This is a genomic window from Pseudoalteromonas sp. OF5H-5, from assembly GCF_021530695.1.
Lineage (GTDB): Bacteria > Pseudomonadota > Gammaproteobacteria > Enterobacterales > Alteromonadaceae > Pseudoalteromonas.
Window position 1 is genome coordinate 371,317 of the sequence record NZ_JAKGBF010000004.1, and the last position, 13,895, is coordinate 385,211.

Annotated in this window: 8 protein-coding genes; 1 reads left to right on the plus strand and 7 read right to left on the minus strand. The window is 44.5% G+C overall.

Annotated elements, in window-relative coordinates; all coding sequences use genetic code 11:
• Positions 1-16: 16 nt before the first annotated feature.
• Complete coding sequence (locus tag L1271_RS08415) at positions 17-1,036, minus strand: LacI family DNA-binding transcriptional regulator (protein ID WP_010604049.1); 1,020 nt, start codon at positions 1,034-1,036, stop codon at positions 17-19.
• A 10-nt stretch (positions 1,037-1,046) separates the two neighbouring features.
• A complete protein-coding gene (gene glk / locus L1271_RS08420; RefSeq protein WP_235367561.1) occupies positions 1,047-2,048 on the minus strand; it encodes a glucokinase in 1,002 nt (333 codons plus the stop codon).
• A 317-nt stretch (positions 2,049-2,365) separates the two neighbouring features.
• Between glk and L1271_RS08425 the strand changes: the two genes are divergently transcribed.
• Positions 2,366-3,385 carry a LacI family DNA-binding transcriptional regulator gene (locus L1271_RS08425; RefSeq protein ID WP_039495539.1) on the plus strand — a complete coding sequence of 340 codons (1,020 nt, stop codon included), beginning with the start codon at positions 2,366-2,368 and terminating at the stop codon, positions 3,383-3,385.
• Positions 3,386-3,446: 61 nt separating this feature from the next.
• Here the strand turns inward: L1271_RS08425 and L1271_RS08430 are convergent, their stop codons facing one another.
• From L1271_RS08430 to L1271_RS08450, 5 genes are all read right to left on the minus strand, one after another.
• Positions 3,447-5,843: a glycoside hydrolase family 15 protein gene (locus tag L1271_RS08430; protein WP_235367562.1), complete on the minus strand. Its 2,397-nt coding sequence runs from the start codon at positions 5,841-5,843 to the stop codon at positions 3,447-3,449.
• Between the two features lie 10 nt (positions 5,844-5,853).
• Positions 5,854-7,353 (minus strand): MFS transporter, encoded by a 1,500-nt coding sequence (locus L1271_RS08435; protein WP_102056600.1) that lies wholly within the window; start codon positions 7,351-7,353, stop codon positions 5,854-5,856.
• A 3-nt stretch (positions 7,354-7,356) separates the two neighbouring features.
• The gene (locus L1271_RS08440) at positions 7,357-9,231 is read right to left on the minus strand and encodes an alpha-amylase family glycosyl hydrolase (RefSeq protein WP_235367563.1); all 1,875 of its coding nucleotides are present in this window, start codon (positions 9,229-9,231) and stop codon (positions 7,357-7,359) included.
• Positions 9,232-9,350: 119 nt separating this feature from the next.
• A complete protein-coding gene (locus tag L1271_RS08445; protein ID WP_235367564.1) occupies positions 9,351-10,865 on the minus strand; it encodes a tryptophan halogenase family protein in 1,515 nt (504 codons plus the stop codon).
• Between the two features lie 158 nt (positions 10,866-11,023).
• On the minus strand, positions 11,024-13,882 hold the full coding sequence (locus L1271_RS08450; RefSeq protein WP_010604042.1) for a TonB-dependent receptor: 2,859 nt from the start codon (positions 13,880-13,882) through the stop codon (positions 11,024-11,026).
• Between the last annotated feature and the right edge of the window lie 13 nt (positions 13,883-13,895).

The following is a 13,895-nucleotide window of genomic DNA, read 5'->3' on the forward strand; positions in this document are numbered from 1 at the left end:
ATAAAAATTGAAAAAGTTATGAATTCGAGCGCGCTTTCGTCGACTCTCGAGTGATGAGTTTAGCTTCTAAAACTTGCTGAAACGGTGCTTCTTGCGGCTGAGATATATGCTTAATCAGCTCTTCTACCGCTATCCGAGTCATTTCCTCCACAGGTTGTGCTATCGTCGTCAGACCCGGCCAAATATGCCTTGCGATAGGTGCGTTATCAAACCCAGCAATAGATAACTGCTCGGGCACTTTGATTTCTCGCTGCGTAGCAAGTTTTAACACGGCCGCAGCCATATAGTCGTTTGATGCAAATACAGCCGTTGGCCTTGGCTCTAAGTCCAATATGGCTTTTGCACTGTCTGCACCTGAATGATAACTAAAGTTACCTTCTGCAACTAACCGCTCTCGATATTCAATACCATGCTTCGCTAGTGCTTTTTGGTAACCAGAGAAACGATTTTCCGTGGCACTGTGATCAGGGTGACCTTTAATAAAGGCAATTTCGATATGACCTAAATTGATCAGATGCTCAGTTAACTCAAAAGCGCCCTGCTCGTCGTTACTGCGAATTGAAATCGAATCATCGCCTTCAATGGCTGAAGCAACGCGTGCATAGGGAATATTACGCTGCTTTAAAAAAGCAATAAGCTCGTTGGAGTCTGAAAACGGCGGAGTAAGCACAATACCATCAAGCCTCGATGTGGTAAGCAGCTGATCAACATTGTCGATAAGGTCTTGGCCGCGCAGCTCACAAGGGTGTATCAATAAATTGTAACTATGCTTCTGACACGCTTCCAGCGCACCACTTTGCACTCGCGTGATATAGCTTTTTGATGGGTTGTCGTATAAACAACCGATGATAAAGCTACGATTTTGTGCCAAACCGCGTGCAATAGGATTAGGCTTATAATTCAGCTCTTCAAAGACCTTCAGGACTTTTTCCCGCGTTGCTGGACTAACATTTGGCTCGTTATTTAATACCCGAGATACTGTCTTTTTAGACACTCCGGCATATTCGGCAACGCTATTAATAGTTACTTTTTTCATCGATTTTCCCTTAAGCCCGGCGTCGCTCATGAATACATGCTGCTGCGCCAATCAGTGGGATATTATCTTGTACCACCAAAGTAACTGGAATTTGGCTCGTGTACTGTGACATCATGCCTTTTTCGGTAAAGCGTTCAACAAAGCTACTTGCTTGTAATCGCGCTTTCATCCGCGGCAAGATCCCACCACCTATATAAACACCACCTAAGGCACCAAAAGTCAGCGCTAAATCGCCGGCCACACTCCCCACCCAGTCACAGAAATGACTCAATGTCGCATCGCACACTTTGCACTCTTTCGCAAGCGCACTGATCTGCGCTGCATTCAGATCTTTAGCTTGCTCACCACGTACTTCTGCCATGGCTTTGTAGAGTCTCGCAATACCCGGGCCTGAAAACACCGTCTCGACTGAAACATGTTGAATACTTGCGCGCAGTACCGTTAACAGCTCTTTATCTAAGGCGGTAACCGGTGCAAGTGAGATATGTCCCGCTTCACAGCTCATCACCGCGCTGCCATTAATATCTCTAGCAAGACAAGCCGCACCAAATCCAGTGCCAGGACCCATTACACCGATATTTGCACCTAGCTCAGGCTGGCCTTGCTTAATCACTAGGTTTTTTTCTAGTGCTAAGTAGGGCGCCGCATAGGCAAAAGCGGCAAAGTCGTTGATCACGGCAAGTTCGGTAAAATCGAACTGGGCTTTGATGTCTTCGGAATTAAAATGCCAACCTAAATTAGTTAAATGAACTTGCTGAGATTTGATAGGACCGGCAACCGCGAGACAGGCTCGGCTTGGCTGCGCTACAGGTAGCTCAGTTAAATATTTTTGGATAGCGGATTCAAAAGACTGGAATTCAGCACTAGGAAAAGTGGCTTGATGCGTAATTACAAAATGGTTAGTTCGTGTATCAAAATCTGACACGATTGCAAATCTGGCGTTTGTTCCCCCGATGTCGGCAACGACAATCGGCTCAAACGGCACGGATGAATGGCTTGTTGTCTGGCTCATATTATTATCTCTTTATCACTGCGATTATGCTTGGGCTAACATCAGGGCTGCCAGCACACGTCCTGCAATTTATTGTCTCAACTCGCCAAAATTTGCACGCCTTGGCTTTTGTTCTTACCTGTTATTCTGTTAATTTGGTAAAAAATGCTGCCCTTGGCATAGGGCAGCCAAATACGTTTTGACAACAAAATGATAAAACATCGACATTATGACACCGGTGTCAGACTGTATCAATAAAAATTTGCAAATTCGGTGAAATTGGTTGAAAAAAAAATTGAATGGCTGACAATGTCACTGTCTTAAGCGTTGAGAAGAACATGAAAGGTAAAGCAACTTCATTTGATATCGCCCATTATGCTGGCGTTTCGCAATCTACGGTGTCGCGTGCCCTAAGAAATAGCCCTTTGGTTAACGAAGAAACTCGTCGTCGCGTTCATGAGATTGCTAAAAAGCTTAACTATAAGGTCGATAAAAACGCGAGTAATCTGCGCACGCAGCAAAGCAGTACATTGGCTTTGCTGCTATTTGAAGATCCCACAGAAGACGAGTCGCAAATTAATCCTTTCTTTTTGAGTATGCTTGGCAGTATTACCCGAGCGTGTGCAAAAGAAGGCTATGACCTTTTAGTATCGTTCCAATCGACGAGCAGTGATTGGCATGCCGATTACGAGGATAGTCACCGTGCTGACGGGTTAATTTTACTAGGCTATGGTGATTACATCGATTACCAGTCAAAGCTACAAACTCTACTCGACAACCACACAAAGTTTGTTTGTTGGGGGGCAACGGTTGATAACCGTCCAGACTTAACGGTGAGCTGCGATAATTACGGTGGTGGTGTATTAGCTGCAAAGCATTTAATCGACATGGTCAGAACAGATTGTGCATTTATTGGCGATGCTTCGGATCACAGCCCAGAATTTTTTGCGCGCTTTAAAGGCTTTAGAGACACCCTTAAAGCAAAAGGTATTGAGGTGAGCGACCGTAAGATGGCAAATGCGATTTCCACAGAAGACTCTGGGTATCATGCAACTCGCTCCTTAATCGCCAACAATGTTAAATTTAACGCGCTTTTCGCTGCTAGCGATCTCATTGCTATTGGCGCGATTAAGGCGCTTCAAGAAGCAGGCGTTCGCGTCCCTCATGATGTACATGTCGTTGGCTTTGATAACATTGCCGCTGCGGGTTATGTTTCTCCCTCTTTAACTACTGTGCAGCAAAACACCACATTGGCAGGACAAATGCTGGTCGATAACTTACTTACACTTATCCGAGGTGAAGCGGTAGCCTCTACTCTCTTGCCACCGAAATTGATTGTTAGGCAGTCTTCACGGTAGCAATAGCGATAAAAATGCCGAACTCATCTTCGGCATTTTTTATGGGTTTACTTACTGTTTGTTATTTCAGTTTACTTTCTACGATTGGGTAGTGATCCCACACTTGTTTTTCATTAAGAGAGCGCACTAACTTTACGTATTCAGCATGTGTCCAAGCCAAAGGCGTCGCTGAGTTGGTTCCTTCGCCAAGTTGATAGCCAAAGGTATTTTTACCCACACCATCCCATACTTGCTCAGGTAACATCATGCCTTCATTAGCAAAGTGCTCCATCCCCTTCACGTAGGTATTTTGTATTTTGCTCTGTTCATCCGCACTTAACTCACCATCGAGCAGCGCCAGCGCAATATCATAGTGACCACGCTCTCCGGTAAAGAAAGGCCACACTCGACCGCGTTGGCCATCGGTATTCTGACCATTTTCGGCATAATTAATACCGCGCTTCTCGTCTTCACCATAACCGTCGTTACCGTAACGGCGATACCCCGGATAACTATTAACATCGCCATCAAATTTAAAGCTATATTTTACTCTTAAGTTTTCAGCTATCGACTCATCATCATATTCAGGCATGGTAGCCACGATGCTTGGGGCATCAGCCCCTCTAACCCCGTAACGCACAAGTTCTAAAAAGCCACCGTCGATGATTTGCTTCTTATCCATTCCGCTGCGGCCATTATTGGCATTTAAGGTCGTACTGGAATTAGGGTTTTCGTCTTGTCCAATACGGAAGAAATATTGACCGTCACTGTGTTTGCTTTGCAGATTACCTTTGGTTGTGAACATGAATGACTCAACATCACGATTGTACTGCTGCGCCGTCGCAAGGAATTTCTCTTGTCCCGCTTTATCACCGGCCAATTTAGCAATGTCGCTCGCCGTCACAAGGCCTGCAATGATTGCCGCGGTAGTCGATGGTGAATAACCATTTTGCTCTTCCCAACGCTCTTGTTGCGTCGCAGGCGGTATGATTTGCGTGTCATTCCACAATATTTTAGCCAGCCCTCCTTCAACTAAAAAGTTAGCCGCGGGCTTTAACATCTTATTGTACCAATAAACCAGTCTATCATCGCTTAGCACACCCGCTTGCCACAATTTCCATGCCAGCATAATCGGCATTGCTGTTTGGTCAAGCTGTACTCCAACCCACTCAAGCTCGCCATCTACATGCGTTTTTTGTAAGAACCAGCCGGTATCACCATGGTTACCCGGTGTTTTATCCGTAACTTGCACTTTTTCTAGATACTCAAAAGCAGTGAGTGCTGTTTGTGTATCTCCCATCGCCAAAAATGCCATCGCTACTTGATAAAAATCACGCACCCATACTGCTTTATAACCGGTATGGCCTTGCTCTGCTGGTACTGTGTCACCCCACGGATTCGACAACGATGCTATCAGCGCACCGGCATGGGTTTTATCTTCTTGCGCCTTAAGCACTAGCGCACTGGTGTAAAGTAACTTGCCGTTGTCTGCGGTATTTGCCGTCATGGACTCTAGTGGCGCTAAACTTTCGAGATAATCTTGCCAGCCCACCGCTGTGCCTTGACCATTATAATCAGCCAGTACTTTATCGTAACCTTTGGCTAATGTGGCTGCCCCCTCAGCAAAGCTTTGCTGCTGAGAATGACCAAAACTCAAGGTAAGGTCAAAGGTGCTGCTGCCCTTTACTTCTCCTAAGTTTGCCAACCAGTTAACGTTGCCACTCTCTTTGCCTGTAGATGCATAAGCCAGAGCTATATGTCCTGTAGTCTCAAGTGCCGCTAAATTATCGCTGGTGCCAGTAAAACCGACAGATGCTTCAACAAAGCCGGTTTTGCTCTGCAATGAGAGATAGTTCTTACCTTCCCATGCTAACAAACCTTGCTCTGTCACTTTTGCAAAATCGTTTAAGCCATTGTTATTCACGTATGGATTAACGTTCACAAAAGCCTGTACATTTTTGAATTCAGTATCTACTTTTGCTCGAACAAACAAGGTTTGTCCATCAGGGTCGGTAAAAATATGCTTTTCAAGAGTAAAACGGCCTTGCTTATCCTTGCTTAATATTTTGTAAGCCAGCGATAACGGGCGCCCACTGGCATCTTTATAAAGGTAGTCAATCGTGACATCTAGAGCGTCAGTATCAGATTCTTTCACTGCAAAGCCGTCACCCACGATGATAAATTGCATGTCTTTGATCTGCGCTTGGTGAATAAGTCCAAACATGGTCTCTGTGATCATCCCTTTTGCAACAGAAAACCATACCTTTGAAACTGCTTTAGTAGCCGTAGAATCGCTGTACTTGCCGTCTTGGTACGCTTCGTACGACGTACCAATCCCCGTTTTTCCAGAGTATGACCAATAAGGTTTAACGCCAGGTGCACCTGGTGCCGTCAGGGTTTCATTGCCAGATTGCTGTGATCCGCAACCCATGAGGCCAGCACTTACCAAGGCAAGTGCGATTGTTGATAGTTTAATCATCTCGTTCTCCTTATTGAGCCTTTATCGTGACTCTTGAAACAGCTAATGCAGCGAGTAAAAATGACACGCCTCCGATGACGAGTGCGAATATCGGTTGGTTATCAAAACCATGACGCAGAATTAGACCTAGAATACTGGCGGCGAGTAATTGTGGGATCACGATAAAAAAGTTAAAGATCCCCATAAATACACCCATTTTGTTGCTTGGCAAAGCGTTACTTAACATCGCGTAAGGTAATGACAAAATAGATGCCCAAGCAAAGCCAATGCCCACCATTGGCAACCAAAGTAATGTGGGGTCACCGATAAATTTGAAGCTAATTAAAGACACTGCGCCAAAAAACAAGTTAGCTGCATGTGCCCCTTTGAGACCGATGCGCTTAACCATGAATGGGATCACCATCGCAGCAATAGCAGCAAAACCATTGTAGGCTGCAAATAACACCCCGACCCAATCAGCACCGTCGTTATAAAGCTTGCTCGTTACATCTGACGTACCATAGTGATGGCTCGTCACCGCTGAGGTGGTGTAGATCCACATGGCAAATAGCGAAAACCAGCTAAAAAACTGCACCACAGCAAGCTGCTGCATGGTCTTTGGCATCGTAAATAAGTCAAAAATAACATGATAAAAACCATTACTTACGCGCTGCTTTTGCTGCATCACATGCGCAATGACAAATACAATTGCAAAAGCGATGAGCAGCCCGCTAAGCAAATAAAGCTCTTTTTCAAGGCCAAGAAGTGCAACGGCAAGCAGTACAATAACGCCAATGAAACCGCTCACCGCACTGCCTTTTAAAAAGTTCACAGGTAAGTCTGATTGAGTTGCGCTCTGCGTATTCGTTTGCGCTTGTTCAAAGGCTGCGAGTTGCTCAGGGCTATATTCTTTCGTTTTTAGAATCGTCCACAATACGGAGATGAACAAGATAGCTCCCCCCCAGTAAAATGCGTATTTTACCGAGTCAGGGATTTGTCCTGCAGGAGCTGTGTTACTCACCTCAAACCAATTAGTCATCATCCAAGGCAGCGCAGACGCGACCACGGCACCGACACCAATGAAAAAGCTCTGCATCGCATAACCTGTAGCACGTTGCTTTTCATTCAGATTATCACCTACTAATGCTCTAAACGGCTCCATCGTGACGTTGATCGACGCATCCATGATCCACAGCATACCCGCCGCAATCCAAAGCGTTGGAGAATTGGGCATAATGAAAAGCGATAGCGTGGTGAGAATAGCCCCCCACAAGAAAAATGGCCTTCTACGCCCAAGTTTTCCCCATGTTCTATCACTCCAGTAGCCGATAATTGGCTGCACGATTAAACCCGTTAAGGGCGCTGCAACCCACAATATAGGGATGTCATCGACCTTGGCACCGAGGGTTTGAAAAATACGACTCACATTGCCGTTTTGCAGTGCAAAACCAAATTGGATCCCAAGAAACCCAAAGCACATATTCCATATCTGCCAAAAACTGAGTTGTGGTTTTTGTTGTTCTTGTTGCATAGCTTACTTCTCTACTTGATAAACCGCGCTGGCAAGCGGCGCTAGCGCAATCGTTGCGTTGACGCGCTCGCCATCAGTCGTTGGTTGTAATTGTAAAGTCGGGTGTGACTCTAAAATATCGTTATAAGCACCATGCCAGTCTTTAGGCAGATTTACGGTGACTATTTGTTCTTGTTCCGCATTAAAGTTGCTCACGACCAACAACTTTTGTTGACCTAATTTACGGCCAAATGCCATAACTGTTTCAGCATTGCTTGGCATCTCAGCACTCAGGGTGACTTGCTGGTATTCACCAGCCGCAATCGCCGGCTGTTTTGCAAGATTGAGTAATTTGACGTAGTAATTACGAAGCGCCTTCTGCTCATTTGAAAGAAGCGCGCCATCAAACTTCCCGTCATTCATCCATTTCTGATGTTCGGGTACACCAATATAGTCAAAGATACTGGTTCTGCTTGGGCTGCCGAACCCCGCCTGCTCAGAGCCATCCTCCCCTAATGTTTGTCCAAAATAGATCATCGATGGCGCTGTGCTTATCAGGTGACTAACCACCATAGCGGGTTTACCTTTTAGCGGATCGCCTACAAATTCAGGGCTTGCGATACGCTGCTCATCATGGTTTTCTAAAAAGTGCAACATATGTGGGGCAATATCGGCTACCGATAGATGACTATCCAATACGGCTTGGGCACTACCTTTGCCTTGCATTAACACCTTTAACGTGTCGTAGAAACCCACTTTGTCGTAGAGGTAATCCATCTTCCCTTGCTTGATATACGGGCGATATAAAGTGGGGTTATAGACTTCTGCGAGCAAGAAAGCTTCAGGATTTTTTGTTTTAATCGAAGAGTTTAGGAAGCTCCAAAACTCTACTGGCACCATTTCCGCCATATCGTAACGGAAACCGTCTACGCCCTTTTCTAACCAAAAGTGCGTAATGGCTTGAAATTTGTACCAACTATCTGGCAATTGCTTGTGTTGCCAAAATTCAAAATGTGCACGGTAATCCTGCTGAGCATAATCGTCAGGCAGGCGTTCGAAATCGTAGCTACCGTCAGGCTTCACCCCGTAATTCACTTTGACGGTTTCATACCAATCATTAATATCAGGCTTTGCCGCACGAGCACCGTTACCGGTCCACTTTGCTGGATTTTCTGCAAATTTGCCATCCGCCAATGGATGAGATCCACCACCTAACACCTGATAGCCTTCACTCGTTGGTACTGTAAATTCCTCACCAACCACGTAATAAAAGTTATTGTCCCTAGCATATGCAACTTGCGTGTCGTCATTCGCGCCAAAATCGACAGTTCCTTTAGGCGCACCGAGTGACTCATAGTTACGAGCGACATGGTTTGGCACAATATCGATGATCACTTTCAAGCCGGCGTCATGTGTACGTTCAATTAAGGCTTCAAATTCAGCCAGTCGCGCAGAAGGATCGTTCGCAAGATCAGGGTTAACGTTATAGTAATCTTTTATTGCATAAGGTGAACCCGCTCTGCCTTTTACAACATCAGGATCATCTTGGCTGATCCCATACTTACTATAATCCGTCACTACTGCGTGATGGAGCACGCCGGTATACCAAACATGGGTCACACCCATAGCCTTAATTTGTTGTAATGCGGTAGGAGTAAAATCAGAAAACTTGCCTACGCCGTTTTCCTCTATTGTTCCCCAAGGTTTGTTCACCGCTTTGGTGTTGCCAAAGAGCCTTGTGAATACTTGATAAACAACAGGTTTGCTCACTGGCGCCACTTCCGATTGCAATGTCATTTGTTCGGTTTTTTTATCAACTGGCTTGGGGCCACAGCCGCTTAAACTCACTGCACCACCCAAAAGCGCTGACACAGCCAATAGTAGAGATTTATTTTTCATAGTGTTGTCATAATGCTGTTTTAAAAGAGTCTACTTGCGTAAACGAACGTACTGAACCCATCACATATGTATTCAGAGAGACCCTTAATTAGATTTTATTTATAACGATTAATACCAAGTTACTTGTGAACATTTGCCGCAAAGCTTTCTAGCTCCATTCGGTGATCTTTAAAATTCAATCCACATCGTCTGATGAAGTCATTCACTTTTTCGATGCTATGTTGGTTTGCTAGGGCATTGCCTGACTTAAGCTGAGCTTGTTCTGGGTAGATACCATAACCTGCCAATAAACAATGCCAGCTGACTGAAGGGTAATATTGATCAACGTTTTGGCGAACTAATTCATCCGATAAGTTGTTACCAGAAACCCAAGTCTGTAAAATTTGATAGAGTGACCGCGATAAGTGGTTATTGTTGGCATTATCAAGCCAGTAGTTGGTGTCAGTACGACTATTCACACGATAATGAGCGACGATATAGTCTCGAATAGCCTGATACCGTTCGCTCAAAGCGCGGTTGTGTTTATCTCTGTTACCATCGGTAAAGCCCGCATCTTGGTAGCATTCAATAAAGCTCTGAACGGTTTCTTGGACTATATGCAAAGCGGTTGCTTCTAAAGGCTCTATGAATCCTTGAGATAAACCAATCGCTATACAGTTTTTGCTCCAGTGCGCTTTAACTTGCCCGACTTTCATTTTTATATGCCGAGCTTCTACATCAGAGTCCAACAAACCCAAAGCAGCCCTTAGCTCGGTTTCGGCTTGATCCGCATTACAGTAACGCTGACTATAAACATAACCGTTACCGATACGATTCGTTAATGGAATGTGCCAAGACCACCCAAATTGACGCGCAACAGATTGTGTTTCGGAGCGGATAGTGTCAAGTTGCTTGGTAGGTATAACGACCGCAGCGTCGTTAAATAAATTGGACTCGAATGACTCGAACCCCACGCCTAAAGTGTGTTGTAGCAGTAAACTTTTGAAGCCCGAGCAGTCAATAAAAATATCACCAGCGATTTCCGTACCATCAGACCTTATCAGTGCCGCAATATCACCATCAACGTGTTTTCGAACGTCGGTAATTGTGGCATCAATGTGTTTTACATTAAACTCAGCCGCTTTGCGAGCCAACAACTGGCCAAGCAAAGCTGAGTCAAAGTGATAACCATAATTAATTTCGAATGGGAAGCTTTCTGCAGCAATTGGGGATTTATTTAAATCAGCCAAGTGAGTTGCTAAAAAAAAGTGGTCTGGGTGGCCCTCTACGTCAATCGCCTTACGCCGAACAAAGCTGTTATGAAAAAAAGCCGGTGCACTGTAGTCATCAGGTTGTGCAGGAAATGGGTGAAAATAGCTAGAAAACCCAGGTTTTGTCGACCAATCTATAAACCGAATGCCATTTTTATAGGTCGCATTACAAGCCGGCATCCACTCGGCTTCCGAGATACCTAAATAGTCCATAAATCCTTTGAACTGCGGAGTAGACCCTTCACCAACACCAATAGTTCCGATGCTAGAAGATTCAACCACAGTGATTTCTATCGCTTTATCTGCCCAGCTTTTTGCCATCATATTCGCGGCCATCCAACCTGCAGTTCCACCACCTAAAATCACTATTTTCTGATTTTTCATCGCCTTCGCACCTTAAACCTATTAAAAACCACGTATTGAAAGTGAAACAAACATATCAATTTAGATAATTGATGATAACCACTCATTACACAGTGAGCGACTATAAAAAAGCCACCAAAGCAGGTGTTACTTTGGTGGCCATGAATGCTTGCTAATAATTAGAAGCTATAGTTGAACCCTAAATAATACTGGCGACCAAACTCTTTGTACTCACCAGTGGCAAGTGCAGTACCATAATTAGTAGTATTTGGCTCATCAGTTAGGTTATTAACCTGTAAGACGGCTTCCAAACCATTCTCAAAGTTGTACGATGCCTGCCAATCAACAACAGTATATTCATCAGCCCAAGCTAGAGAAGAGCCTCCTGGTGAAGCCCCTTCATATACATACTCATCACGGTAACGGATATTCAGGTGCGTTGTGAACGAATCTATGTTCCAAAATACCGTAGCACTCCATACATTTTTTGATAGACCAGGGAGTGGCAGTTGCTGATCAGGGAAGTTACCACCGCCATCTACCGTTGTTTCGCTCTCGGTATATGAATAGTTAGCGTTAAAACCTAAGCCCGAAAAGACACCCGGTAAATTATCAAACATCGTGGTATAAGCCAGCTCAATACCTCTTATGTATCCACCTTGATCATTGTTCTGAGTCGTTTGGTATTGACCTGCAACAAACCCATCTGGTACCTCTAGGCCAATATCAGCCCAGTCAACCTCACCTTCTTGATAAGTAATACTTTCAATCAAAGATTCAATATCTTTCCAGAATATCGCGGCAACAAAAGCACCACCATCTTCAAAGTAACGCTCATAAGATAAATCAATTTGAGTCGCTCTAAACGGGTCTAAATTTGGGTTACCTTTTGACCACACATTATAACGAGGACTAGTACCATCATTTGCGGTGTCAGCCCAAGACCCTGCACCACCTCTAAGCTGGTAGACAGGTGGACGGCCAATAACTTCTGCAGCTGCAAACCTAATTTGGTCCGTGTCACTCACTCTGAAATTGAGGTTTAGTGAAGGCAATGTGTCCGTATACTCAGGGCCGTAATTAACATGGCGATAATCGGTTCTTTCAACGCCATTATCATCGATGATTGAGTCACCAACTTCATCGCCTTGGATCTGTTGAATGCCTATTGATTTCGTATCAGTTTTTACTACTCGAACGCCAAAATTACCCGTCACTGGTATGTCGGCAATTTCGGTATCTATATTTGCCATAATATAACCGGCTAATACTTCTTCTCGAACAGCGCCACTTTCAATGAGCGTCCAATTGTGACCCCAAGTTTGCTGTGCCTCATAATTGCCCGGACCAAATACTTCGTTAGCGATACCTTCAAGGTCTAGTTCCAAGTATTGGAAACCTCGAGTATCTCTAACCGAAACATATCCCGTCAAATCGTGAGGAATACACGGGTGGTTCTGATCATTAAATTCACAGCCTTTGTTCGTGACGATGGTGCCATCCGGTAACTGGTAACCATTTTGGCCTTCGCGTGCGCCCCATCTAAATGTCGAGCGTTGATCCGTAAATTCACGGTCAGACCAACGCGCACCAACTTCAATCGAAGAAATAAAGCTGTTCTCAATAAAATACTTAAAATCAACCTTAACGCTATCTAACTCGTCTGTGTACTTGTGAGGAAATTGTTCCCAATCACCCAGTCGCATATTAGATAGGTCGGTATACCCATTGCCAAGTGTTAACAGTGGTGAGTCTTTCTCTCTTTGTTCGAAAGAAAAGGTTTGATTTCTTAATTCTTGCCAAGTGTTAACTAACGTTCCATCTTCCAGTGTAGAAGTACCGTATTCATATGCATGCATTGAAGCAATCATATCTCTACGCGTTTTTTCCCCTTCACTATGAGCCCAGTCGAACTTTAATTCCCACGAATCTGTCGTGTATTGCAAGTTTAAGCCAAAGCTGTCGGTGGTTGAATCCGTTGATTGGTCTTCAGAGCGCATCTCAACCCATGGGCCATTGGGATCAGTAATAGTCACATCCCCAGCAACTAGAAAACCGTCTTTAACAACTGCATTATCAACCGAATACAACGAGTTAATATCTTTTGAGAATCCTTCAATATTTAAGCCGCTCTTTTTATCTTCCGATTCAAACTTAGAATGGAAATAATCAAATTGGACTTTGAATGCGTCTGTTGGCTGATACACCAAAGTGCTTAACAGGCCAAGTCTTTCATCGCTGCCTTTGGCTGAACGATATTGAAAGCCATTGACCGAACGCTCTTCTGTACCATCACCATCAAAATCTTGAGAGCGTGTAGGAGCATGCGCTGAGATATCAATTGCGTTATTTGGTTGGTTTAGATACGCCCCACCAATAGCAAAACCAAGTGTCTCATTTAGGAATTTACCTCGGTATGAAAAACTAATACGTTCGCCTGTTGAATCCGCGCCCACATCTGATGCAGCATCATTGTAGGAATATCTTACCGAAGAATTAAAATTATGCTCTTTTTCAGCATCGAGAGGGTTTGCCGTTTTAAGTTCAACCGTAGCCGCAACACCGCCTTCAATCAGCGACGCTTTTGGTGATTTATACACTGCGGCTTGATTAATTAATTCTGACGGATATTGGTCGAATGAAATCCAGCGACTACCTGCAGTATATCCACTGGTACTCGCCTGCTCACGTCCGTTTAATGTGGTTTGAATAAAGTCGCCGTTCATCCCGCGAATATTAAGTTGCGAAGATTGCCCACTTGCTCTTACCGCGGTGATCCCAGGTAGACGGCTCAACGAGTCAGCGATTGATACGTCAGGTAAGGAAGCTAAGTCTCCAGCATCAACTACTTCTGCAATGGTGTCGCTAAATCTTTTTTTATCGATTGAGGCGATGATACTGCGCGAGATACCTCGAACTTCGATCACCTCAACGTTTTTTTCTTCATTATTAGCAGTGTTATCTTCAACAGGAGCAGCATGGCTCACACCTGCAGCAATCAGCGCAAGCGTTAGCATACTCGGTTTGAACTTAGACATAATGTTTTATCCC